Annotated in this window: 21 protein-coding genes and 2 pseudogenes; 12 read left to right on the top strand and 11 right to left on the bottom strand. The window is 66.9% G+C overall.

All coding sequences use genetic code 11. From position 1 onward, the window contains the following. Positions 1-166: 166 nt before the first annotated feature. On the top strand, positions 167-415 hold the full coding sequence (locus tag G3O06_RS06110) for a hypothetical protein (RefSeq protein ID WP_237434471.1): 249 nt from the start codon (positions 167-169) through the stop codon (positions 413-415). Between the two features lie 200 nt (positions 416-615). On the opposite strand, the gene G3O06_RS06105 is transcribed toward G3O06_RS06110, so the two are convergent. After that, complete coding sequence (locus G3O06_RS06105; protein WP_205815411.1) at positions 616-1776, bottom strand: porin; 1161 nt, start codon at positions 1774-1776, stop codon at positions 616-618. Between the two features lie 316 nt (positions 1777-2092). Here G3O06_RS06105 and G3O06_RS06100 point away from each other — a divergent pair, with 316 nt between their 5' ends. Beyond that, entirely contained in the window at positions 2093-2368 is a 276-nt protein-coding gene (locus tag G3O06_RS06100) for a DUF4148 domain-containing protein (RefSeq protein ID WP_205815410.1), read from the top strand. Positions 2369-2433: 65 nt separating this feature from the next. Beyond that, on the top strand, positions 2434-2937 hold the full coding sequence (locus G3O06_RS06095; RefSeq protein ID WP_205815409.1) for a hypothetical protein: 504 nt from the start codon (positions 2434-2436) through the stop codon (positions 2935-2937). Between the two features lie 16 nt (positions 2938-2953). On the opposite strand, the gene G3O06_RS06090 is transcribed toward G3O06_RS06095, so the two are convergent. Continuing rightward, positions 2954-3679, bottom strand: a complete 726-nt coding sequence (locus tag G3O06_RS06090; protein WP_205815408.1) for a hypothetical protein — start codon at positions 3677-3679, stop codon at positions 2954-2956. A 186-nt stretch (positions 3680-3865) separates the two neighbouring features. Continuing rightward, positions 3866-5161 carry an aminotransferase class I/II-fold pyridoxal phosphate-dependent enzyme gene (locus G3O06_RS06085; RefSeq protein WP_205815407.1) on the bottom strand — a complete coding sequence of 432 codons (1296 nt, stop codon included), beginning with the start codon at positions 5159-5161 and terminating at the stop codon, positions 3866-3868. Positions 5162-5293: 132 nt separating this feature from the next. Here G3O06_RS06085 and G3O06_RS06080 point away from each other — a divergent pair, with 132 nt between their 5' ends. After that, positions 5294-5962 (top strand): O-methyltransferase, encoded by a 669-nt coding sequence (locus G3O06_RS06080; protein WP_174916077.1) that lies wholly within the window; start codon positions 5294-5296, stop codon positions 5960-5962. A gap of 36 nt (positions 5963-5998) precedes the next feature. Here G3O06_RS06080 and G3O06_RS06075 read toward each other — a convergent pair whose 3' ends face one another. From G3O06_RS06075 to G3O06_RS06060, 4 genes and pseudogenes are all read right to left on the bottom strand, one after another. Further along, complete coding sequence (locus G3O06_RS06075) at positions 5999-7294, bottom strand: nitrite reductase (RefSeq protein ID WP_205815406.1); 1296 nt, start codon at positions 7292-7294, stop codon at positions 5999-6001. A 62-nt stretch (positions 7295-7356) separates the two neighbouring features. Further along, positions 7357-8505: a DUF1176 domain-containing protein gene (locus tag G3O06_RS06070; protein WP_205815405.1), complete on the bottom strand. Its 1149-nt coding sequence runs from the start codon at positions 8503-8505 to the stop codon at positions 7357-7359. A gap of 258 nt (positions 8506-8763) precedes the next feature. Beyond that, a complete protein-coding gene (locus G3O06_RS06065) occupies positions 8764-9576 on the bottom strand; it encodes a nucleotidyltransferase domain-containing protein (protein WP_205815404.1) in 813 nt (270 codons plus the stop codon). A gap of 55 nt (positions 9577-9631) precedes the next feature. Continuing rightward, positions 9632-10486, bottom strand: a pseudogene (locus G3O06_RS06060) (RtcB family protein); the annotation flags it as partial. A gap of 9 nt (positions 10487-10495) precedes the next feature. On the opposite strand from G3O06_RS06060, the pseudogene G3O06_RS06055 reads away from it, so the two are divergent. After that, positions 10496-10894, top strand: a pseudogene (locus G3O06_RS06055) (fatty acid--CoA ligase family protein); the annotation flags it as partial. Positions 10895-10990: 96 nt separating this feature from the next. After that, positions 10991-11824, top strand: coding sequence for an AraC family transcriptional regulator (locus tag G3O06_RS06050; protein WP_205815403.1), 834 nt, complete (start codon positions 10991-10993; stop codon positions 11822-11824). Between the two features lie 127 nt (positions 11825-11951). On the opposite strand, the gene G3O06_RS06045 is transcribed toward G3O06_RS06050, so the two are convergent. Continuing rightward, entirely contained in the window at positions 11952-12881 is a 930-nt protein-coding gene (locus G3O06_RS06045; protein WP_174933248.1) for a LysR substrate-binding domain-containing protein, read from the bottom strand. A 112-nt stretch (positions 12882-12993) separates the two neighbouring features. On the opposite strand from G3O06_RS06045, the gene G3O06_RS06040 reads away from it, so the two are divergent. The 6 genes from G3O06_RS06040 to G3O06_RS06015 all read left to right on the top strand — a co-directional run bounded on the left by G3O06_RS06040 (position 12994) and on the right by G3O06_RS06015 (position 18875). Then, positions 12994-14166, top strand: a complete 1173-nt coding sequence (locus G3O06_RS06040) for an acyl-CoA dehydrogenase family protein (protein WP_011349984.1) — start codon at positions 12994-12996, stop codon at positions 14164-14166. Positions 14167-14186: 20 nt separating this feature from the next. Beyond that, the gene (locus G3O06_RS06035; protein ID WP_174967020.1) at positions 14187-14936 is read left to right on the top strand and encodes an electron transfer flavoprotein subunit beta/FixA family protein; all 750 of its coding nucleotides are present in this window, start codon (positions 14187-14189) and stop codon (positions 14934-14936) included. A 15-nt stretch (positions 14937-14951) separates the two neighbouring features. Then, positions 14952-15884: an FAD-binding protein gene (locus G3O06_RS06030; RefSeq protein ID WP_205815402.1), complete on the top strand. Its 933-nt coding sequence runs from the start codon at positions 14952-14954 to the stop codon at positions 15882-15884. A 77-nt stretch (positions 15885-15961) separates the two neighbouring features. Next, positions 15962-16819: a MaoC family dehydratase N-terminal domain-containing protein gene (locus G3O06_RS06025; RefSeq protein WP_205815401.1), complete on the top strand. Its 858-nt coding sequence runs from the start codon at positions 15962-15964 to the stop codon at positions 16817-16819. 10 nt (positions 16820-16829) lie between these two features. After that, positions 16830-18020 carry a CaiB/BaiF CoA-transferase family protein gene (locus G3O06_RS06020; protein ID WP_205815400.1) on the top strand — a complete coding sequence of 397 codons (1191 nt, stop codon included), beginning with the start codon at positions 16830-16832 and terminating at the stop codon, positions 18018-18020. 3 nt (positions 18021-18023) lie between these two features. Next, positions 18024-18875, top strand: a complete 852-nt coding sequence (locus G3O06_RS06015) for a CoA ester lyase (protein ID WP_205815399.1) — start codon at positions 18024-18026, stop codon at positions 18873-18875. A 190-nt stretch (positions 18876-19065) separates the two neighbouring features. Here G3O06_RS06015 and G3O06_RS06010 read toward each other — a convergent pair whose 3' ends face one another. From G3O06_RS06010 to G3O06_RS06000, 3 genes are all read right to left on the bottom strand, one after another. Further along, positions 19066-20490, bottom strand: coding sequence for an MmgE/PrpD family protein (locus G3O06_RS06010; protein ID WP_205815398.1), 1425 nt, complete (start codon positions 20488-20490; stop codon positions 19066-19068). An 80-nt stretch (positions 20491-20570) separates the two neighbouring features. Next, positions 20571-21641, bottom strand: a complete 1071-nt coding sequence (locus tag G3O06_RS06005; RefSeq protein WP_205815397.1) for a zinc-binding dehydrogenase — start codon at positions 21639-21641, stop codon at positions 20571-20573. A gap of 51 nt (positions 21642-21692) precedes the next feature. Beyond that, positions 21693-23162, bottom strand: a complete 1470-nt coding sequence (locus tag G3O06_RS06000) for an aldehyde dehydrogenase family protein (RefSeq protein ID WP_346779489.1) — start codon at positions 23160-23162, stop codon at positions 21693-21695. Positions 23163-23242: the final 80 nt, after the last annotated feature.

The raw sequence follows: 23242 nt of genomic DNA, 5'->3' as shown, positions 1-23242 counted from the left end.
GCGACCGACATGACGCAATCGTCATGTTCGCGTCATGGGCGCGATGATCGGGAAGCGGAACATGAAGTCTGCCGAGGGTCGATGTGGCCGGCGGCATTCGCGCCGTTCGCGACAGCTGTATGGAAAGCGGGCGGCCCTGTTCTGACTTTCACACCGGACTTGAAAAGTGCATCGTCCCGCCATTCGCCTAGCCTTGATCGCAGTCCTGATCGTCCCGTTGTTCGCGGGCTGCGCATCGACACGTTCCGGCACAACGCCAACCGCGCAGGCGGCGCCGGCCGCCGCGAAAAAACCGGTGCCGGCCGACCTCATGCCCGGCGAGCAGATCGACTATGCCGGGCATCGCTGCGGCAATCCGAACCTGTACGTGAAAACGCATAACTGCCTGTTTCCACAGCGCAATTCAACGCCCTGATCATCGGGGCGCAACCAAAAAAGAAGCCCGGCACTCGACGTGTCCGGGCTTAACGCGTGACGTGCCGTGCGGCAGCGACCCGCTTGCGTGGTCTGGAACGGGCGCTGCCTGTCACGTTTCCGATCGTAGCGATACGACGCTTCGCGAAGCTGATCGGAACATGAAATTTTCGTCACGTTGCGCGCGTATCGCCGCCGCGATCAGAACCGGTGGCGCAGCCCGAGATTGACGATGCCCTGCGTGCGCGTGCCGCCATAGCCATACGAGCCGATCGATGCCTGCGCCGTTTGCGTGCCGCCGTCGAGCGTGCGCTGCTCGCCGTTCGCGCGTTGCCATGCACCGACCGCGTAGAGGTCGGTACGCTTCGACAGCACGTAATCGGCGCCGGCAGACACCTGATGGTAAGTCGCGCTCGTATCGCCGCGGGCACGCGTGTAGCTGTAGCCGACGCCGACGAGCAGGCTGGGCGTCGCCTGGTAGTTGAAGAACCCGCGCGCGGTGTCGTACTTCTGCGTGCTCCGAAACGCGGACATCGCATCGGCCTTGTACAGCGCGTTGCTGTAGTCGATGCCGACCGCGAATGGCGCGAAGTTGTAGCGCAACGCACCGCGCGCGATGCCGATCGATTTCGCCGAGATGTAGCCGCCATTGACCAGCGACCCGTCGAATGTGCCGTCGGAGGTGCCGTTCCAGCCGGTCCGGATGCCGTTGGCGAGCGATGAACGATTGGCCGCGTAGTAATAGCCGCCAGCCACGTCGACCGGGCCGTTGCTGTACGACAGGCCGGCCGACCAGGTTTGCCCGGCGCCGCTCTTGCCGGCCACGCCGCCGAGCGCGTACATGCCGACGAACTGGAATCCGTTGATCATGGGCGACGTGTATTTCACCGCGTTGTCGGTGCGCGACGACGTGTCGTAGTTGTCGACGTCGCCGGGTGTCGCATAGACGCTGCCGAAGTAGAAGTCGCCGGTGACCGGCCATGCGACATCCGCGAGCGCGTCGTACTGGCGGCCGAGCGTCAGCGTGCCCCAGCGCGCGCTTTCGAGGCCGACGAATGCCTGCCGGCCGAACATCCGGTTGCCTTGCCCGAGCGCGCCGGTGTTCGGGTTGAAGCCGTTTTCCAGCGTGAAGATCGCTTTCAACCCGCCGCCCAGATCTTCCGCGCCCTTCACGCCGAAGCGGTTGCCGAGCAGGTTGCCGTTGCCGAGGCCGACGAGATTCTTGCCTTCCGCGTTGGCGTTCCATACATAAGTCAGCGACGTATCGAACAGGCCGTACAGCGTGACTTCCGACGCGTGTGCCGCGTGAGCGGTCGCGAGCAGCGCACCCGACATCATGGCGAGCCGAACTGGAGTTTTCATGGTGTGCCCCTGAGGTTCAAGATGATCGTTTCGTGCATTGGTCGATTCCGCGCCGCGCGTTGTGCTGGTGGGCGCGGAATATCACAATCGCGCTGCCGATTCTGGAAAGCGTTCGGATCGTGAAGGTGAGGGACAAATGAGAAAAATGTCATCGCCGCGTCATGGGCGCAGACGCCCAGGACGATTTTTCATTCGCAGTGCGATGCAGGGCATGTCGCGGCGGTGAAGAAACCGTCATGCTGCGATCACGAATCCGCACCGCCGCCGGATCAAAGTGAAGGCTCCTGTCACGGATTACCAGCAAGGAGCGAACAGCATGAACATTCCGCGACCGATGATTGTCATCGCCGCTGCCGCACTGTCGATTGCGGCCTTCTCGCAAGCGGTGGCCGCGCAGCAGAAGACCCGGCAGGAAGTTCGTCAGGAACTGGTGCGCGCGCGCCACGACGGCGTGATCCCGAGCCCGAATCACGACTACCCGGCGAGCCCGGCCACCGTCGCACGCAACCAGGAGATCCATCGCGCGACGGTGCATCGCGGCGAGACGACGCCGCTGGTCGATGCGCACGACAACCGCTTTGCGGTTCGTTGATCGTTCATTCGCGGCCGACCGGCGCGCTGCCCGTCGGCTGCAACCCACACGAAGAGGAGAGTGCCATGCGCCATTTCGCGAAAGGAATCGTGCTCGCGGCGTGCCTGATGTCGACGGTCGCGATGGCGGCCGGCTGGCCGGAACGTGCGCTGTCGCACGCGTCGGCGCATGATGTCGGCCGGCGTGCGAACGAGCGGATGCGCTGCGAGTTCGCGGCCGTGCCGGCAGGCGCGTGGAGCGCGACGTTCACGCAAGGGCAATGCGAGGTCGACAACGGTCGACTGACGTTCGTGCCGGCCGATGCAGGCGGCGGATCGAATGTCGCGGAGAAGCGGATCCCGCTCGGCGACATCCGCACCGCGTCGCATCAGTCGCGCAAGCTGAAGGAGCAACTGCAACTGACGACAGGCGACGAAGTGATCGCGCTGAACGTGCTGACCGACGACGGCAGCCGCAAGTCGCGCGAACATGCGATCGACCTGTGGGCCGCGCTGCGCAACGAGGGCGTGACGCCCGTCAACGGCACGCGCGTCGTCGATACGTATCCAACGGGCGCGACCACGTGGTAGCCGGTGTGCGCCTGGCTTATCCGGCCTTCACCGATCCTTCGATCAGGAAGAACACGATGAAGCCGATGAAGAACGCGGCCGTCGCGAACGGCGTTTCGGGTACCTCGTGCGCTTCGACCAGCAGTTCTTCGGTGACGAGGTACAGCAGCGCGACGGTGCCCAGCCCGAGCAGCGCCGCGTAGATATTGGACGGAAGTCCGGCGAACACCGCGTTGCCGGCCACGGCTGCGAGGCTCAGCAGCGCCGCGAGCCCGACCGGCACGACGATCGACAGCAGGCGGCCGATGCCGGCGGCCGCCAGCGCCGCGCTGGCCGACAGCGCGAGGAACAGCACCTCGAGCGTCAGCGCGACGGTCAGGATGATGCCGCTTTCGTCGCTCGCGGAGAACGCGATGCCGAGCACGAGGCCGTCGATGACGAGGTCGATCGCGGTGACGATGATCAGGCTCACGGGCAGCCGCGCTTCCTCGAAGCGCGTCTCGATCGCACCCGACAGCGCGCGGATCGCGAGCATTAGCGCGATGCCGAGCACGAAGCCGACGACGACCGGAAACAGCGCATGCGCGCGGTCCTGCGGCAGCAGTTCGAGCGCTGCTGCCGCGAACACGATGCCGCCGGTGAAATGCTGGATGACGCTGGACGTTTTCGGGCCTGGTGCGCGCCAGGCGGCCGCAAGGGCGCCGAAACAGGCCGCCAGCACGGGCGGTAACGTGAGCAGCGCAAGCTTCGCGGTCGGGGTCATGAGGCCTCTCGGACGGTTGGCGTACCGCGGCGGGCTCAGCGTCTGGCTGCCCGGCTGCATGGTACGGTTGGTTCGTACACGCCGGGCGTTGCCCCGGCACCAACCGGGGATTGAACACCTTGAAGCCGCTTCAAGGTCAACACATTCGATGCAGGGCGCACCCGCAAGCCGGCGCGCCCGTGCCGGTCAAAGCTGCGCGAGCGCCTGGTCGAGATCGGCGAGCAGGTCGTCGATATGCTCGATGCCGATCGACAGCCGCACCGTTTCTTCCTTCACGCCGGCCTTCGCGAGTTCGGCCGGCGACAGTTGCCGGTGCGTTGTCGATGCCGGGTGCGTCGCGAGCGATTTCGTGTCGCCGATGTTGACGAGCCGCGTGAACAGCTTCAGCGCGTCCTGGAATTTCGCACCGCCGTCGCGGCCGCCCTTCACGCCGAACGTCAGGATGCCCGGCGCGCGGCCCGACAGGTAGCGCGCGACGAGCGGATGGTCGGGGTGATCGGGCAGGCCCGCGTAGTTCACCCATTCGACGTTTTCGTGGCGAGCGAGATGCTGCGCGATCTTCAGCGCGTTGTCGCTGATCCGCTCGACGCGCAGCGCGAGTGTCTCGATGCCCTGCAGGATCTGGAACGCATTGAACGGCGAGATTGCCGCGCCCATGTTGCGCAGCGGCACCACGCGCGCGCGGCCGATATAGGCGGCCGGCCCGAACGCTTCCGTATAGACGACGCCGTGATAGCTGACGTCTGGCTCGTTCAGCCGCTTGAAGCGGTCCGCATGCTCGGCCCACGGGAACTTGCCCGAATCGACGATCGCGCCGCCGAGGCTCGTGCCGTGCCCGCCGAGATACTTCGTCAGCGAATGCACGACGATATCCGCGCCGTGCTCGAACGGGCGCAGCAGGTACGGCGACGGCACCGTGTTGTCGACGATCAGCGGGATGCCGTGGCGATGCGCGACTTCCGCGAGCGCGGCGATGTCGGTGACGTTGCCGAGCGGGTTACCGACCGATTCCGCGAAGATCGCCTTCGTGCGCGCGTCGATCAGCGGCTCGAACGATGCGGGGTCGCGCGGATCGGCGAAGCACGTCGTGATCCCGTATTGCGGCAGCGTATGTGCGAACAGGTTGTAGGTGCCGCCGTACAGCGAACTCGCGGACACGATGTTGTCGCCGGCTTCGGCGATCGTCTGGATCGCGTACGTGACGGCCGATTGCCCCGATGCAAGTGCCAGCGCGCCGATGCCGCCCTCGAGCGCGGCGATCCGCTGCTCGAGTACGTCCGTCGTCGGGTTCATGATCCGCGTGTAGATGTTGCCCTGGACCTTCAGGTCGAACAGGTCGGCGCCGTGCTGCGTGTCGTCGAATGCGTACGCAACGGTCTGGTAGATCGGTACGGCGACTGCGCGCGTGGTCGGGTCGGGACGATAACCGCCGTGCACGGCGATGGTTTCGAGACGCCAGTTCGATGCGGCCTGATCGGTCATGGGTGCTCCTTCTGTTGTTGTGGTGGTCGAGCGATTATAGGAGCACGTGCGCGGCTACCCTTAGAACGAATGGTTTGTTGCTTATGGCGGCGCGGCGCATAAAATGCCTGTTCCGCAAACAAGGGGTGCACGATGAATCAGGATCATTGGAACCAGGTGGATGCGTATTTTTCCGCGACGCTCGTGCCGTCCGACGACGCACTTGACGCCGCGCTGGCGGCGAGCGACGCGGCCGGGCTGCCCGCGATCAACGTCGCGCCGAACCAGGGCAAGCTGCTGCAACTGCTCGCGACGATCCGCGGCGCACGCCGGATCCTCGAGGTCGGTACGCTCGGCGGCTACAGCACGATCTGGCTCGCGCGTGCGTTGCCGCCGGGCGGCACGCTCGTGACGCTCGAACTGAACCCCGAGCATGCAAAGGTCGCGACGCGGAACATCGCGCGTGCGGGGTTCGCGGAAGTCGTGACGGTGGTGGTCGGTAGTGCGAAGGACAGCCTCGCGCGGCTCGTCGACGCGGGTGAAGCGCCGTTCGATTTCATCTTCATCGATGCCGACAAGGACAACAACCCGGTCTATCTCGACGCGGCGCTGAAGCTGTCGCGGCCCGGCACGGTGATCGTCGTCGACAACGTCGTGCGCGGCGGGCGCGTGGCCGATCCGGACAATCGCGAGCCCGACGTGGTTGGCGTGCGCGACGGGTTCGCGCGTCTCGTCGCCGCCCCGAACCTCACGACGACCGCCGTGCAGACAGTCGGGCAGAAGGGCTGGGACGGGTTTTCGATTTCGATCGTCGGTGCGTAATGTGATGGCGGTACGCGCGTGCGGTCGTACCGCACGCTAGTTCCTGTCGGGATTCTTCTCTTCGCACTGGTCGGGCTCGTCGCGCAGCACGATGCGGCGGATGCGGCCGTTGTCGTAGAACGGGACATCGGGGCAGAACTTCATGCCGGCGCGGGTTTGCGTGCGCTTCCACGTGACCTTCTCGGTGCGCACCAGCGTCGGCGCATGACCGGGTGCGCCCGGCTTCCAGATGTCGATGTACACGCGCGACATCCACGGTGAATCGTTCGCCTCGCACTCCTTCGGGTTGCCCAGTGTCGAACGCAGCCCGGTGTCAGTCTGCTCGATACGCTGCGGAAACTCGATGTAACCGTCGCCGTAGCCGGGCACGACGTAGCAATAGCGACGCGTGTTCCCGTCGAGCACCGGCAGCATGTAGCTGCTGGCCGAGTCGACCTCCTTCACGTCGTTGCCCTGCCAGCGGTAGGTCGTCACGCCATGCTCGCAGCAGCTCGCGCGCCAGCTCGTCCAGATGATCCGGTGCGCGGGATCGAAATCCGGCGACGTGATGCCCTGCAGCCCCTGCGGCGCATCGACGAAGCGCCGCGTTTTCGGATCGTAAATCCACGTCTGGTATGGAATGTTTGGGCTCGCTCCCATCCCTTGCGCAAGCATCAGGTCGGGCCAGCCGTCGAAGTTTACGTCGGCGAAATCGGGCGTGAACAGGCTGCAGGTGCCTTGTGAATCGGTCTGCAGTGTCTGTACGAGGTGGCCGCGATCGTACAGACGGATCGCGGAAACGTGCGGCGGGTCGTTGCACGAACCGCTGTCGTCCGGCAGCTTGTCCGCGACGAGACGGATCTCGTAAGGGAACGGCCGTCCGTCTTGTTTCGGTGCGAGCGAGACGGGCAGTGTGCGCTTGCCGTCCGGCGACGCCCACGTGCCGGTCACGGCATTGTCGAGGGATGCAACGCGCCACGTACCCGTTACGCGATCGGCGTTCGCTTTCGCGCCGCTGTCGCGTTCCGACAGCGTGGCGCCGTGTGCATCGAGCGTTCCCTTCAATGCGAGCCGATAGCGTTTGTCGGACGTGCAGGGCGCGTAGCAGTACCAGCCCGATACCGTGTCGGCCACGCGCGACAACGACACTTCGACATGCCGGTTGCCGATCGTGCCGGTCCAGTTACGCGACCAGAACGGGATTTCGACCGAATCGTCGGCGCTTGCCGCCCGCACCGGCGCCGACGCGAACGCGGTGACGGCGATCAGCGCGAACGCAAGCGTGCCGCGCCAGCCGCGCGTGCGCCGCGTCGCGCTCGCGTTGCGCGACGCGTCGATGAACGGGAGATACATGGTGCGGCCCCTCGGTTTGTTATGGGTTATGTCTGCCGGCGTGTTTCGGTGCGATGCGCGCGTCAGCGGTTCCCCGCCGCATCGGCCCGTCGATACAGGCGTGGCCATTGATCGTCGAACAGGCCGTTGCACGTGCCGTGCGTGGCGATGTCGGCGAGCATGAAGCGCCGGCCGTCGAAGATCCACGATGCGGTCGAGCCGCAATCGCCTGCACTGCGCAGCCGGACTTTGCTCGACAGCGTCGCGCTGGTGCGGTCGTAGCCGGCGTCGGTCAGCTCGTTCGCGAACGACGCCGAATCGAGTCCTGCATTCGCGTTCTCGCCGAAATTCATCGCCGTCGGCGTGAACGGTGCCGTGCGTCGCACGCGATACCACAGGTCGGTGTGGTTATACATGCTGCTCGTCTGGCACGGTATCGCGACCAGCGCTTCGTCGGCGGAGATCGCCACGGCGCGCGACGCCTTCTTGCGATCGCGTGCCGACATTTCGTCTTCGACATCGGCCGCGCATTGCTTCACGTCGTCGCCGAACTTCGCGAGCACCGCGTCGACGAGCGGGCGCTGCTCGGCGGCCGACAGGTTCGCGACGGCCGGTGCCGGCGTGACGGCGGGCGGCAGCGCGGGTGCTGCGGGCACCGACGACGCGGGCCGCGTGCCGGGGCGCAGCAGCGCCGTGACGGTGCCGACACGGCCCTGCGTGTCGTCGATCAGCAGCAGCGCGGCACTCAATCCCGTCAACGGCGTGCGAGCGGTTTGTGCCGACGCCGGATCGCCGAAGCTCAGCAGTTGCGCATTGCGCGATGCGGTGAGCCATGCGGCAACCGTTGCCGGATCGGTGGTCCGGACCCGGAACGGGTGTGCTTCGTCATCGTCCGGCTTGCCGCCGAACGCATGCCATTGGGCCGCCATTGCATCGAACGGGCGGCCGTCCACGCGCGCGGTGCGCAGGTCCAGCGGCGCCGACGCGTAGATGTCGAGCGATGCTTGCGCGTCCGGGCCGGCATCGCGCGTCACGCGCAGGATGACGCGGGTGCGTGCGTCGTCGATATCGTCGGCGTGGCTTTCGGCAATGCAACGGTTGCCGTTGTCGCAGACGACCGACCAGTTCTTGAAATCGCGTTCGACCGGCGGCCGCGCGAGCGGGCGAGCCTGGGCAACGATCGGGGAAACGGCGAGGAGGGCGGCGACGGCGAGCGAAAGGCGGTGCGACATGACGGTTCGTATCGACTGTGGATGGGCGGGCGGAAGACGTCGGACTGCAAGCGCATCGTCAGCAAGCGGGGCAGGTCGAAGGCTGCGGCGCATGCGGCGACGCGCTTTACCGAACGGCATCGAGTATACCGCCGCAATGGGCTGCGATCGTGACGGCGACGCGTCGTGTGCGGGCACGTCCATTGCTGGCCTGCATTGATCGGACAAGTGCGGATGCGAAAACGGCGCGACACCCGAGGGCGTCGCGCCGTTCGCTTTTCATCGGCCGTCGACCACGTCGCGCAGGAACGCGTCGAGCATCGCCACGTCGCCCCACGGCCGCTTGTATTCGCGATCGTGTTCGGCATCGGCGAGCATCGTCTCGACGAGCGCGTGGATCGCCGGCCGGCGCGGCCCGTATTCGCTTTCGTTCGCGCTCATCTTCAGCGCGAGCAACGCGTCGAGCTCCGCGCGCACCGCCGGCTCGTGCACGGTGCCGTCGACGAGATCCACGAAGCGCATCGGCGGCATCCCGAGCCCCGAGTCGATCCAGCGCACCGCGAGCAGCGGCCGCAGCACGTACAGGTACTTCTTGTAACGCACCGTGTCGCCTTGCAGATAGCCGCGAAAGTTCTTCTTCGCCATTGCGAGGTAGTGATGACGCCCGCGCATCGGCGAGAAGAACGCCGACGCCAGCGACTTGAGCCGCGGCGCCCAGCGCGCGTCTTCGCGATACACGACGGGCGAGTCGAGCCATTCGAGCAGCGTCGGGTTCGAGCGGCGCAGCAGTTGCAGCGCCTTGCGCAGTTCCCAGCCGCTGACGTCGAGCTCGTCGTCGAGCGGCCGCTCGATCACGTCGCGTTGCGGTTCGACGCTCAGGTACCAGTCGCGCCGGTGCGCATACACGAAGCGCACGTCGTAGTCGCTGTCAGGCGATGCGAACCCCCAGCCGCGGCTGCCCGATTCGCAGGCGAACAGCACGCTCACGTCGTGGCGGCGTTCGACTTCCGCGAGCTCCGCCATCACGCGCGCCCGCACGGCTGGGTCGACCGGGTGCGCGCTGCGCACGGTCGTCAATTTTTCCGTTTTCATTGTTGTTGCTTCCCTTTCGTTGTGCGCGGCCGCCGGCCATCGGCCGCGCACCGCGCTATCCTTTCACGCACACCACCTGGCGCAGCGTATGCACCACTTCGACGAGGCTGCGCTGGGCCGCCATCACCGCGTCGATGTCCTTGTAGGCCATCGGGATTTCGTCGACGACGCCCGCGTCCTTCCGGCATTCGACGCCCTGGGTTGCCTTCACCTGGTCGTCGACCGTAAAGCGGCGCTTCGCTTCGGTACGGCTCATCGTCCGGCCCGCACCGTGGCTGCACGAGCAGAAGCTTTCCGGGTTGCCGAGCCCTCGCACGATGAAGCTCTTCGCGCCCATCGAGCCCGGAATGATCCCGAGCTGCCCCTTCTGTGCCGACACCGCGCCCTTGCGCGTCACGAGCACGTCTTCGCCGAAGTGGCGTTCGCGCTGCACGTAGTTGTGGTGGCAGTTCACCGCGTGTTCGTCGACCGAGAACGGCTTCGCGATCACGCTGCGCGCCGCGCCGATCACCGCATCCATCATGGCCTGCCGGTTGCGGCGCGCGTAGTCCTGCGCCCAGCCGACCGCTTCGACGTAATCGTCGAAGTGCCGGCTGCCCTCGGTGAAATACGCGAGGTTGCGATCCGGCAGGTTCGCGATGTGCTGCCGCATGTCGGCCTGCGCGAGTTCGATGAACAGGCTGCCGATAGCATTGCCGACGCCGCGCGAGCCGCTATGCAGCATGAACCACACGTGGCCCGCTTCGTCGACGCACACTTCGATGAAGTGGTTGCCGGTGCCGAGCGTGCCGAGATGCGCGTAGTGGTTCGTCTTTTCCAGCTTCGGATACTTGTCGACGATCCGCTGGAAGCCCGGCTGCAGCGACTTCCACGATTCGGTCACGGCGGCCGGCGTGCGGTCGCCCCACGCGACCCGGCCGCCACGGCCGACGTGATGCGCGACGGCGGCTGGTACGCGTCGGGCGACCTGGGCGAGCTGCACGACGACGGCGCGCTGTTCATCGTCGGGCGGCTCAAGGACATGATCATCCGCTCGGGATTCAACGTGTATCCGGGCGAAGTGGAACAGGCGCTCAACGGGTTCCCCGGCATCCGGAACTCGGCCGTGGTCGGCCAGAAGGAAGCGGACGGCAACGAGGCCGTTATCGCGTTCGTCGAGCTCGATCCCGCGCATCCACTCGACGAAGCCGCGTTGCGCCGGTACTTGCGCGAACGGCTCGCCGCCTACAAGCACCCGGCGCGCATCATCCCCATCGACGCGCTGCCGTTCAACGGCAACGGCAAGCTCATGCGGCGGGAATTGCTGGCGCGGCTGTAACGCGCGAAACGGTGCCGACGCGGTTTCCCCTTCCCCGAAAAAACCGCAAAATCTGCAAACCCGCCGACCCTACATTGCTCCCCCAGGAGCCCGCAATTGAAAACCCGAACCCTGACCCAATACGCCCGGCGCATGGACCCCGTCCTGCGCTGGCTGGCAAGCCACCCCGACGCCGACCCGGATCTGTATCTGCTGGCCGACCTCGCGTGCTTGTCGCCGTATCACTTTCATCGCGTCTACCGCGCGATGCTCGGTGAGACGGTGAACGCCACCGTGCAGCGCATTCGCATGCACCGTGCGGCGGTCGCGTTGGGCGGGACCGGGGTGCCATTGCGCGATGTTGCGCAGCAAGCCGGCTATACGTCGGACGCTGCCTTCAACCGCGCGTTCGGCGCGACCTTCGGCATATCGCCGGGGCGCTACCGCGCGGCCCGCTCCGTTCCGTTCAATCCACAGGAGCTCGGCATGTATCCCGTTACCATCGAAACCTTCCCCGGCGCCGTACTGGCCGCGTTACCGCACCACGGCAGCTATCAGGAAATCGGCCCGGTCTTCACCCGGGCGTTCATGCTGGCCGCCTCCCGCGGGCTGGCGCGCCCCGAGGCGATCGGCTTCGGCGTGTATTTCGACGATCCCGAGCAGGTGCCGGCCGACCGGCTGCGCTCGATGGCCGGCATGTCGGTCGCGCCCGATGCCGAGGTGGGCGACGAGCTGCAACGCTTCGAGATCCCCGCCGGCCGCTGCGCGATCCTGACCTACACGGGGCCGTACAACGAAATGGACCGGCCGTATAACTGGATGTTCTCCGAATGGCTGCCCGCGAGCGGCATGGTGCCGGCCGACTTCCCGATGTTCGAGCAGTACCTGAACGACCCGCGCAGCACGCCGCCCGCGCAGTTGCAGACGCGCATCTGCATGCCGTTGAAGTAAGCGCCGCGCGGCCCCGGCCGATGCAGGCCGGGGCCTGCCGGCGCTTGCCTGTCCCGGCCGCGCACGCGCCCCGGGGCGGGCTGCGATCGCCCTGGCGCCTGTTCGCGCCCACGGGATGGTTCACACCCTAGCCCAGCCAGCGCGCATCGGGCCAGTCGCCCTGGTCGAACGTCGCCTTCACGCAGTCGAGCAGCACGGCGACCACGCAGCGCACGGGCGCCGTGGCCTGCCGGCTGCTCGGCGCCGCGAGCACGATCGTGCGCCTGACGCCCGGCGACGCGAGCGGCGCCGCGGTCAGGATGCCGCGCTCGACCTCCTGCGTCACGCCGACGGCCGGCAGGATCGTCCAGCCGTGGCCTTGCGCGACCAGTTCCTTCTGCACGCTCAGCGCATTGGTTTCGGCGAAGACCTGCAGCGTCACGCCAGCCTCGGCCGCCGCGTGCTCGATCGCGGCCCGCAGGCCCTGCGGCGCGGAAGGCAGGATGAACGGCTCGCGCGCGACCCGCTCGAGCGACAACGGCCGCTTGCGCGACAGCCCGGCCGACGGCGCCGCGACGGCCCACAGACTCTCGTCGATCAGCGCCTTCACGTGCAGCGCGGGCGTCTCCTTCTGCCCGTACAGCAGCGCCGCGTCGACATCCCCCGCTTCGAGCCAGTCCTGCAGGTGCCCCGCGTAGCCGATCGTGAGCCGCAGGCGAATGTGCGGGTAGCGCCGCGCCACCTCGCCCGCCAGCCGCGTGGCCAGCAGATCCGACGTGCTGGCCAGCAGCCCGATGCTCACGATGCCCGCCACCGGCCCCTCGGTCGGCTGGATCTCGGCCTTGGCCCGCGCCACCTCGTTGAGGATGCGGCGCGCGTATTCGAGCATCGTCTTGCCCGACGGCGTGAGCTGCATGCCATGGCGGCTGCGGTCGAACAGTTCCGTCCCCATGTCCTCCTCGAGCAGGCGCAGCTGGCGTGACACGGCCGGCTGCACGAGATTCAACAGGCTCGACGCGCGGGTGACGTTGCCCGTTTCGGCCACGGTAACGAACGCACGCAGTTGCTTGAGATCCATCGCGGGTACCTCGATGCCAAAAACTGATTTGGCGATCAGAAAATTCTATTGTTTAAGAAATCCATCAAAACTTATTATGGACTCAACCCATGCCAATGACGAGACACGATTCATGAGCGCCTCCGTTTTCTCCGCCCCCGACCAGTACCAGGAAATCCGCGACGCGGTACGCGGCCTGTGCAATCAGTATCCGGCCGAATACCACCGCAAGATCGACGAGGCGCGCGGCTACCCCGAAGCGTTCGTCACGGCCCTCACGCAGGCCGGCTGGCTGGCCGCGCTGATTCCGCAGGAATACGGCGGCCCGGGCCTGTCGATGGCCGAGGCGTCGGTCATCATGGAAGAGATCAACCGCTCCGGCGGCAATTCGGGCGCGTGCCACGGCCAGATGTACGTGATGAACACCATCGTGTTCAGCGGCACCGAAGCGCAGAAGCAGCGCTACCTGCCGCGCATCGCGGCCGGCGAACTGCGCGTGCAGTCGATGGGCGTGACCGAGCCGACCACCGGCAGCGACACCACCAAGCTCAAGACCACGGCCGTGAAGAAGGACGGCCGCTGGGTCATCAACGGCCAGAAGGTGTGGATCTCGCGGGTCCAGCACAGCGACCTGCTGATCCTGCTCGCGCGCACCACGCCGCTCGACCAGGTGCAGAAGAAGAGCGACGGCCTGTCGTGCTTCATCGTCGAGCTGGACAAGGCGATCGGCAACGGCCTCACGGTGCGCCCGATCCTCAACATGGTCAACCACGAGACCAACGAGCTGTTCTTCGACAACCTGGAGCTGCCGGAAGACGCGCTGCTCGGCACCGAAGGCAAGGGGCTCAAGGTGATCTTCGACGGCCTGAACGCCGAGCGCACGCTGATCGCGGCCGAGTGCATCGGCGACGGCTACTGGTTCCTCGAGAAAGCGCGCGACTACGCGAGCGAACGCAAGGTGTTCGGCCGCCCGATCGGGCAGAACCAGGGCATCCAGTTTCCGCTCGCCGAATCGTTCATCGAGCTGGAGGCCGCGAACCTGATGCGCTGGCGCGCCTGCGAGAAGATCGACGCGCGCCAGAACGCGGGGGTCGAGGCCAACATGGCCAAGTACCTGGCCGCGAAGGCAAGCTGGGAAGCGGCCAATGCGTGCCTGCAGACGCACGGCGGTTTCGGCTTCGCCTGCGAATACGACGTGGAGCGCAAGTTCCGCGAAACGCGCCTGTACCAGGTCGCGCCGATTTCCACCAACATGATCCTGGGGCATGTGGCCGAGCACGTGCTGCAGCTCCCCCGTTCCTACTGATTCCGGAAGGATTCCTCCCCATGAAGATTCTCGTACCCGTCAAGCGCGTGGTGGACTACAACGTCAAGGTTCGCGTCAAGGGCGACGGCACCGGCGTCGATCTCTCGAACGTGAAGATGTCGATGAACCCGTTCGACGAAATCGCGGTTGAAGAAGCCGTGCGCCTGAAGGAAGCCGGCGCCGCGACCGAAGTGATCGCGGTGTCGGTCGGTGTCGCGCAGGCACAGGAAACGCTGCGCACGGCGCTGGCGATCGGCGCGGATCGCGCGATCCTCGTCGAAGCGAACGACGGCGTCGAGCCGCTGGCTGTCGCGAAGATCCTGAAGGCGCTGGTCGACAAGGAGCAGCCGCAGCTGGTGATCGCCGGCAAGCAGGCCATCGACGACGATTCGAACCAGACGGGCCAGATGCTGGCCGCGCTGGCCGGCCTGCCGCAAGCGACGTTCGCGTCGAAGGTCACGATCGCCGACGGCCGTGCAACGGTCGCACGTGAAGTCGACGGCGGCGCGGAAACGCTGTCGCTTCAACTGCCCGCAGTCGTCACCACCGACTTGCGCCTGAACGAGCCGCGCTACGTGACGCTGCCGAACATCATGAAGGCGAAGAAGAAGCCGCTGGAAACGGTGAAGCCGGAAGACCTCGGCGTGGACGTCGCGCCGCGCCTGAAGACGCTGAAGGTGGTCGAGCCGCCGAAGCGCGCGGCCGGCGTGAAGGTGCCGGACGTGCAGACGCTGGTCGAGAAGCTGAAGACCGAAGCCAAGGTACTGTAAGAGGGAGCGGAAAAAATGACGATTCTGGTGATTGCAGAACACGACAACGCGTCGATCAAGGCCGCGACGCTGAACACGGTGGCGGCGGCAGCGAAGATTGGCGGCGACATTCACGTGTTGGTCGCGGGCCACAATGCGCAAGGCGCAGCCGATGCGGCAGCGAAGATTGCAGGTGTCGGCAAGGTGTTGCTGGCGGATGCGCCGCAACTCGAAGCGGGCCTCGCGGAAAACGTCGAAGCGACCGCGCTGAACATCGCGAAGGATTACTCGCACGTCCTCGTACCGGCCACCGCCTACGGCAAGAACGTCGCGCCGCGCATCGCCGCGAAGCTGGACGTTGCGCAGATCTCCGAGATCACGGCGGTGGTGTCGGCCGACACGTTCGAACGCCCGATCTACGCGGGCAACGCGATCGCAACGGTGCAGTCGGGCGACCCGATCAAGGTGATCACGGTGCGTGCGACCGGGTTCGATGCGGTGGCAGCGGAAGGCGGCAGCGCGGCGGTCGAGAAGATCGCAGCGGCGGCCGATGCCGGCAAGTCGCAGTTCGTGAACCGTGAAGTGACGAAGCTTGACCGTCCGGAACTCACCAGCGCGAACATCATCGTGTCGGGCGGCCGCGGTCTGGGCAGCGGCGAGAACTACACGAAGGTGCTGGAGCCGCTCGCCGACAAGCTGAACGCCGCACTGGGCGCCTCGCGCGCGGCAGTCGACGCCGGCTACGTGCCGAACGACTACCAGGTCGGCCAGACCGGCAAGATCGTCGCGCCGCAGCTGTATATCGCGGTCGGCATCTCGGGTGCGATCCAGCATCTGGCCGGCATGAAGGATTCGAAGGTGATCGTCGCGATCAACAAGGATCCCGAAGCGCCGATCTTCAGCGTGGCGGACTACAGCCTCGAAGCCGACCTGTTCGCGGCCGTGCCCGAGCTGGTCAACGCACTCTGACGGCAACGGCAGCCGGCTGCCTGACATGCAGGCGCCGGCTGCCTGCCTGACGCTTCAATCATCGAGCACGAAACACCATGAGTGACGAGCCTTCCGAATCCTTCGACGCGTGGGTCGGCCGGAGCGTTGACAGCGCGGACCGGATTACCCGGGCCCCCGTCCGTCTGCTGCAGGCGACACTGGACTACGCGAACCCATCCGAACTCCCCGCGACGCTGCCGCCGCTGTGGCACTGGCTGTACTTCCTGCCGGGCGAGCGTCAGTCGAACATCGGCGTCGACGGTCATCCGCAGCGCGGCGGCTTCCTCCCGCCGGTCACGCTGCCGCGCCGCATGTGGGCGGGCGGACGGCTGCAGTTCCTGCGTCCGCTGGCCGTCGATGCGCCCGTGCAGCGCCGCTCCACGATCCTGAGCGTGCAGAGCAAATCCGGCCGCAGCGGCCAGCTGGTGTTCGTCACCGTGCTGCACGAAACGAGCGACGCCGAGGGCGTGGCGGTCCGCGAGGAACAGGACATCGTGTATCGCGACGCGCCGCCTCCCGCCGCGGCCGGCGCGCCGGCACCGCAGCCGGCACCGGCGCCGACCGACGAGCAGTATTCGCGCGTCGTCACGCCCGATCCGGTGCTGCTGATGCGCTTTTCCGCCCTCACCTTCAACGGCCACCGGATCCACTACGACCGGCCCTACGCGATGCAGGAAGAAGGCTACCCGGGCCTCGTGGTACACGGCCCGCTGATCGCGATGCTGCTGCTGGAGGAACTGCGCCGCACGCACCCCGGCAAGACCGTACGCCGCTTCGAGTTCAAGGCCGTCAGCCCGCTGTTCGACACCGCGCCGTTCACGGTGAACGGCAAGCTCGAAGGACATGCCGCCCGCCTGTGGGCGCGCGGCCCGCAAGGGCAGCTGGCCATGCAGGCCAGCGCCGAACTGGAATAACGATCCGATCATGCAAGCTCGAAAAGGCCCCCTGAGCGGGATGACCGTCGTCACGCTCGAACACGCGATCGCCGCGCCGTTCTGCACACGCCAGCTCGCCGACCTCGGCGCCCGCGTCATCAAGGTGGAACGCCCCGGCGTGGGCGATTTCGCGCGGGCGTACGATCACCGCACCCACGGTCTCGCATCGCACTTCGTGTGGACCAACCGGTCGAAGGAAAGCCTCACGCTGGACCTGAAGCAACCGGCCGCGCAGGAAGTACTCGGCGAACTCGTGGCCCAGGCCGACGTGCTGGTGCAGAACCTCGCGCCCGGCGCGGCCGCGCGCATGGGCCTGTCGTTCGACGCGCTGCACGCGAAGCACCCGCGGCTGATCGTCTGCGACATCTCGGGCTATGGTGGCGACGGCCCCTATCGCGACAAGAAAGCCTACGACTTGCTGATCCAGAGCGAGGCGGCGTTCCTGTCGATCACGGGCACGGCCGACGAGCCGTGCAAGGCCGGCAACTCGATCGCCGACATCGCTGCGGGCATGTATGCATACACGGGCATCCTCAGCGCACTCCTGCAGCGAGGCGTCACGGGTATCGGGTCGCACGTGGAAATTTCGATGCTCGAGGCGCTGGCCGAGTGGATGGGCTTCCCGATGTACTACGCGTACGACGGCCAGCAGCAGCCGGGCCGCAACGGCGCCGCGCACGCGACCATCTACCCGTACGGCCCGTTCACGGCCGGCGACGGCCGCGTCGTGATGCTCGGCCTGCAGAACGAGCGCGAATGGAAAGCGTTCTGCGATGTCGTGCTGCGCGACCCGGCGCTCGCGACCGATCCGCGCTTCGACGCCAACGTACGCCGCTCGGAACACCGTGCGGAACTGAAGGCCGTGATCGAACAGGCGTTTTCCGCGCTCACCGCGCAGGACGTGATCGCGCGCCTCGACGAAGCGCAGATCGCGAACGCCGCCGTCAACCAGGTCGGCGATCTGTGGACGCATCCGCAACTGCACGCACGCGAGCGCTTTCGCACCATCGACTCGCCGGCGGGCGAACTGCAGGCGCTGCTGCCGCCCGCCACGATCGACAGCTTCGACGTGCGCATGGATGCGGTGCCCGCGCTGGGCGAGCACAGCGCGGCCATCCTGCACGAACTCGGGCGCACCGACGCCGATATCGAACAACTGCGCGCCGCCGGCGTGATCTGAACCATGTCCAAGCCCGTCTCCCCCGTCCGTCACGCGCGCAGTCTCCTGTTCGTGCCGGCCACCCGCCCCGAGCGCTTTGCGAAGGCGCTCGACTCGGGCGCCGACTGCATCATCGTCGACCTCGAGGATGCCGTCGGCCCCGACAGCAAGGACGACGCACGCGCGCAACTCGCGCAGCACCTGCCGCTGCTGACGCCTGAGCAGCGATCGCGCACCGTCGTGCGCGTGAACGCGGTCGGCACGCCATGGCACGACGCGGACATCGCGCTGCTGCGCGACTGGGCCACGCAAGGCGTGGTCGTGATGCTGCCGAAGTCCGAAGACGCGGGCGCGCTGCGCCGCGTCGCGGAGCAGCTCGGCGAGCGCGCACAACTCGTGGCGCTGATCGAATCGCTGGCCGGGCTCGATGCGGCCGACGCGCTTGCGCGTGACCCGCAGGTCGTGCGCGTCGCGTTCGGGCATCTGGATTTCCAGCTCGATCTCGGCATGCGCGCGACACCCGAAGAGCCGGAGCTGGCCTTCGCGCGCAATGCGCTCGTCGCCGCGTCGCGCCGCGCGCAGTTGCCCGCGCCGATCGACGGCGTGACCACGCGCACCGACGACGCCGAGCGCCTCGCGGCCGATGCCCGGCGCGCTCGCGCATTCGGTTTCAGCGGCAAGCTGTGCATCCATCCGGCCCAGGTCGCCGGCGTGAACGATGCAATGGGCTATTCGGAAGACGAGCAGGCGTGGGCGCGCCGCGTAATCGACGAAGCCGCGAAGCACGGCGGCGCGGCATTCAGGCTGGACGGCCGCATGGTCGATCTCCCGGTGATCCGCGCAGCCGAGGCGATCGTCGCCGGCACGCGGAAATAGTCAGGCGCCACGCGGCACGATCCGCGACTTCGACGGCCTGCCTCGCACCAGGCAGGCCGGCCGTTCCGACAGGTAGCCGGATATGGGAAAAAGACATGGGCGGCGTCCGGCATCCGAACGCCGCCCATCTTTTTGAGCCGCCTTGAATCGGGAGACGCTTGCGCGCCTCCCGGCCAAGTTTCCGATCAGATCAGCGCTCGACGGCCCACATGCGGGTCAGCTCGGCGGCCTTCATCGCCGGGTTCAACTCGCGCAGCGCGGTCAGCAGTTGCCGGGCCCGTTCGGCGCCCAGCACGTCCCGGGTCAGGTCCATGAACTTCGCGTCCTGCTCGCGCTCGGGCATCGGATTCGTGTCGGTGCCGATCGGGTCGCCGACGAACACGTGCTCGGTGCGACCGTCCTTGAACGTCACGGTCACGTCGGCCACGAACTTGCCGGGATACTGCTTTTCGAGCGCGGGCTCCTCGGTGATGCGGATGCTGCGCGCGATCTCGATGACCGGCGCCATGTCCACCTTGCCGGCGAGGTAGTCGCGATGGACGGGATAGCCATTGCCGTGGCCCAGCAGCGTGAACGCCGCCTGGATCGGCAGGCTGAACTGCACGTGCTCGATGTTCTTCGGCTCGTAAGCGTTGGCGTTGGCCGTGCCGACGACGACGTTGAAATGCGGCGTGATCTTCAGGTGGATGTCGGCGATCTCGTCGCGGCGCGCCGCGAACGGCCGCAGCGCGTCGATGTACGCATGCGTGCAGTAACACGCGCAGTACGCCTTCAGCCACACCGTGCCGATCTCGAACGGCCGGTCGATCACGAAGCGCCGTTCGGCCGCGTCGCCGGCCGGGCGTTGCAGCAACGTGCGGAAGAAGCCCTTGTTGCCGCTCAGGAACGCGCGCGGGCCCGTGATGCCGGCGCGGGCCATGTCGGCCGCCGCCATCCCGTTGCGCGTGCCGATGCCCGCATGGATCCGCTTGATCGAGCCGCCGGTGGACGTGTACTCCGTCGTGCCCGACACGTGGCTCAGCGCAATCGCCAGCGCGTGCAGCGTCGTTTCGGCATCGAAGCCACGCAGCTTGGCCGCCACGGCCGCCGCGCCGAAATTGGACAGCGTGGCATGCGGATGGAAACCGCGCTGCAGCAACTCGGGGGCAGCCAGCATGCCGATGCTCGCGTACACCTCATAACCGGCTACCATCGCGACGATGATGTCCTCGAGCGACGAACCCAGCTCCTCGCCGATCGCGAGCGCGGCAGGAATCACGCAACTGCCGGGGTGACTGTAGCTGGGGCCGTGCGCGTCGTCGTACTCGAAGCCGTGGCCGTACGAGCCGTTGACGAACGCCGCGTCCGCCGCGCTCATCGTCAGCGCCGACGCGCTCACGCGGCTGTTGCCCGGACGCTGCTGGGCCTTCGCATAGTCGAGCAGCTGCATCGACCACGGCAGCTTCGAGATGCCGACCTGCAACGCAATCTGGTCGCGCATCAGCCGGTTGATGCCGGCGTGCGCATGCGCGTCGAGATGCTCGTATTTCAGTTCCTGGATGAAGCGCACCACCGCTTGTTCGAGCGGCGGGCAGTTGTCCGGCGCGACGGGCCGGTTCTCGTGGGTACTGGTCATGAATTGCTCCTGGAGAGTCGAATTCGAAATGGGGTGTCCCGGCACATGCCCGGGTATCAGGTTCCGGCCGGCGCGAGCGGTCAGAACAGGAACGCGCCCTTGCCGCCCGACTGTGCGTCGAACGTCCGATACGCTTCGTCGGCCTGGTCGAGCTTCCAGTAGTCGGTGAACAGCTTGTCGACGTCCACGCCGTGATCCGCGACGAAATGGATGCATTCCTTCATGCTGACTTCCGAGAACGTGTACGACCCGATGATGGTGCGCTGCTTGCCGATCACGTCCTTCATGCCGTCGACGTTGAGGTTGCCGCCCACGGCCACCAGCGCGATGCGGCCCCACGGGCGCGTGCTGCGCACCGCCTGTTGCCGCGGCACTTCGCCGCCCGCGCAGTCCATCGCGCAGGTCACGCCCAGGCCGCCGGTGAGCTTCTGGATCGCCTCGACCGGGTCCTGCGTGCTGCCGTCGATCACGTGGGTTGCGCCGAATTCCGTGGCGCGCGCGACGCGATCGGCTGCGATGTCCACGCCGATGACTTCCACGCCCATCGCCGCGGCCAGCTGCACCGCAGACAAACCGACCGGGCCCAGCCCGAACACCGCGAGCGTGTCGCGCGCGCTGATGTCGAGGCGCAGCAGCGCGCCCCAGGCCGTCCCCGTGCCGCACGAAATGGCCGCGCCGGCGGCGAACGATACTTCGTCGGGCAAATGGACCAGCGACGTCGCGGGCACCTTCATGTAGTGCGCGTGGCCGCCGTGCTTGATCACGCCGTGAATGTCCGCGCCATGGCTGCACATCTGCGTCCAGCCGGTACGGCAGTGGTCGCAATGCAGGCAGCCTTCGTAGTGGAACACCGCGACGCGATCGCCGACCTTGAACGCGCGCGGATCGACGCCCGCGCCGACTGCGACGATCTGGCCGCAAGGCTCGTGGCCGCCGATGACGGGCGTGTCCTCCGACATGCCGCGCGACGCGAGATCCTTGAAGCCCAGCGAGCGGATCACGTCGGCCGGCTTGTTGCGATAGAAATGCAGGTCGCTGCCGCACATGCCGGAGGCCTTCATCTCGATCACGGCCTCGCCGGGGCCGGGCACCGGGTCGTCGAAATCCAGGATCTCCAGCTTCCGTTCGCCTCTGAACACGACGCCTTTCATGTCCTTGTCTCCTGATTGTCTTGCAACGGGGTCGAGCGCGTGCGCGCCGGCTCAGCCCAGGTTGATGTAGGTCGCCTTCGGATACAGGAAGCTTTCGACGTGCTCCTTCCCGCCCTTCCATCCGTAGCCGCTCATCTTCGTGCCGCCGAAGCCCACGGCCGGGTCGATCACGCCGTAGCAATTGACCCAGACCGTGCCCGAGCGAATGCCTTGCGACACCTTGTGCGCGGTCGACAGGCTGCTGGTCCACACGCCGCCGGCCAGGCCGTACGGCGTGTCGTTCGCCAGCTGCAGCGCCTCCTCCGTCGTGTCGAACGGGATCACCGACGCCACCGGCCCGAAGATTTCCTCCCGCGCGATGGTCATGTCGTTGCGCACGTTGGCGAACACCGTCGGCTCGACGAAATAGCCGCGCGCCAGCTCGCCGCCCGGGCGCCGGCCGCCGTGCACGAGCGTGGCTTCCTTGCCGCCGATGTCGACGTAGTGCATCACGCGCTCGAGCTGGCGCTGCGAAATCAGCGGGCCGATCTGCGTATCGGGTGCAAGGCCGTCGCCGATCCGGATCGTCTTCGCGAACGCGGCAATGCGCTGCACGAATTCGTCGTGGATCGCGCGCTGCACGAAGATCCGCGTGCCGGCCACGCACACCTGGCCGGTATTGGTGAACACGCCCATCGCCGCACCGGGCACGGCCTTGTCGAGATCGGCATCGGCGAACACGATGTCGGGCGACTTGCCGCCGAGTTCGAGCTGCAGGCGCTTCAGGTTGCCTGCGGATGCGCGCACGATCGCCTGCGCGGTGCCCACCGAGCCGGTGAAGGCCACCCGGTCAACGTCCGGATGCTCGGCCAGCGCCTGGCCGACGTCCTTGCCGTAGCCGGTCACGACGTTGATCACGCCGTCGGGCACGCCGGCTTCCATCATCAGTTCGGACACGCGCAGCGACGACAGCGACGCATCCTCGGCCGGCTTGAGCACCGCCGTGCAGCCGGTGGCCAGTGCGGGGCCGTAGATCCACCACAACCCCATCAGCGGGCCGTTCCACGGGATGATGCCGCCGACCACGCCCACCGGCATCAGGTGCTTGAGCGCGGTGAAACCGGGCGCGATCGACATCGGCGCGGCCTGCACCGTGCCGGCGCCGGTTTGCGACGCGTAGAACTGCAGCAGTTGCGACAGCCATTCCTTGTAGCCGCGCGTGCGCGCCAGCGGCGCGCCCATGTCGAGCGTCTCGATCAGCGCGAGCTCGTCGAAGTGGTCGAGAATGACGTCGTGCACGCGCAGGAGCAGCTTGCGCCGCTCATGCGGCGTGAAGCGGCTCCACGCCCCCTCGAACGCGCGGCGCGCGGCCGCGACCGCCCGCTCCACGTCCTGCGTGCCGCCCTTCGCGATGTGGCACAGCACCTCGCCGGTGGCCGGATTGATTGCCTCGATATGCTCGCCGCCCACCGGCTCGACCCATTGGCCGCCGATCAGCAGTTTCTTGTTGCCGTCGATGAAGCCCGGAATGTTTACGCTCACTGGCGTCTCCTTCAATTTCGTTCTGTTCTGGTTGGTGAAAATCACATGCGCAGCATGATCGACTTGGTCTGCGTGTACGC

It is taken from the genome of Burkholderia sp. Ac-20345, assembly GCF_017104825.1.
In the GTDB taxonomy this organism is placed as follows: domain Bacteria; phylum Pseudomonadota; class Gammaproteobacteria; order Burkholderiales; family Burkholderiaceae; genus Burkholderia; species Burkholderia lata_B.
This window is presented reverse-complemented; position numbering and strand designations above follow the sequence as displayed.

Excerpts from the sequence above, each read along its gene's own strand:
- G3O06_RS06105 (WP_205815411.1), bottom strand. The coding sequence starts at position 1,776 with ATGAAAACTCCAGTTCGGCTCGCCATGATGTCGGGTGCGCTGCTCGCG.
- G3O06_RS06100 (WP_205815410.1), top strand. The coding sequence starts at position 2,093 with ATGAACATTCCGCGACCGATGATTGTCATCGCCGCTGCCGCACTGTCG.
- G3O06_RS06095 (WP_205815409.1), top strand. The coding sequence starts at position 2,434 with ATGCGCCATTTCGCGAAAGGAATCGTGCTCGCGGCGTGCCTGATGTCG.
- G3O06_RS06090 (WP_205815408.1), bottom strand. The coding sequence starts at position 3,679 with ATGACCCCGACCGCGAAGCTTGCGCTGCTCACGTTACCGCCCGTGCTG.
- G3O06_RS06085 (WP_205815407.1), bottom strand. The coding sequence starts at position 5,161 with ATGACCGATCAGGCCGCATCGAACTGGCGTCTCGAAACCATCGCCGTG.
- G3O06_RS06080 (WP_174916077.1), top strand. The coding sequence starts at position 5,294 with ATGAATCAGGATCATTGGAACCAGGTGGATGCGTATTTTTCCGCGACG.
- G3O06_RS06075 (WP_205815406.1), bottom strand. The coding sequence starts at position 7,294 with ATGTATCTCCCGTTCATCGACGCGTCGCGCAACGCGAGCGCGACGCGG.
- G3O06_RS06070 (WP_205815405.1), bottom strand. The coding sequence starts at position 8,505 with ATGTCGCACCGCCTTTCGCTCGCCGTCGCCGCCCTCCTCGCCGTTTCC.
- G3O06_RS06065 (WP_205815404.1), bottom strand. The coding sequence starts at position 9,576 with ATGAAAACGGAAAAATTGACGACCGTGCGCAGCGCGCACCCGGTCGAC.
- G3O06_RS06045 (WP_174933248.1), bottom strand. The coding sequence starts at position 12,881 with ATGGATCTCAAGCAACTGCGTGCGTTCGTTACCGTGGCCGAAACGGGC.
- G3O06_RS06040 (WP_011349984.1), top strand. The coding sequence starts at position 12,994 with ATGAGCGCCTCCGTTTTCTCCGCCCCCGACCAGTACCAGGAAATCCGC.
- G3O06_RS06035 (WP_174967020.1), top strand. The coding sequence starts at position 14,187 with ATGAAGATTCTCGTACCCGTCAAGCGCGTGGTGGACTACAACGTCAAG.
- G3O06_RS06030 (WP_205815402.1), top strand. The coding sequence starts at position 14,952 with ATGACGATTCTGGTGATTGCAGAACACGACAACGCGTCGATCAAGGCC.
- G3O06_RS06025 (WP_205815401.1), top strand. The coding sequence starts at position 15,962 with ATGAGTGACGAGCCTTCCGAATCCTTCGACGCGTGGGTCGGCCGGAGC.
- G3O06_RS06020 (WP_205815400.1), top strand. The coding sequence starts at position 16,830 with ATGCAAGCTCGAAAAGGCCCCCTGAGCGGGATGACCGTCGTCACGCTC.
- G3O06_RS06015 (WP_205815399.1), top strand. The coding sequence starts at position 18,024 with ATGTCCAAGCCCGTCTCCCCCGTCCGTCACGCGCGCAGTCTCCTGTTC.
- G3O06_RS06010 (WP_205815398.1), bottom strand. The coding sequence starts at position 20,490 with ATGACCAGTACCCACGAGAACCGGCCCGTCGCGCCGGACAACTGCCCG.
- G3O06_RS06005 (WP_205815397.1), bottom strand. The coding sequence starts at position 21,641 with ATGAAAGGCGTCGTGTTCAGAGGCGAACGGAAGCTGGAGATCCTGGAT.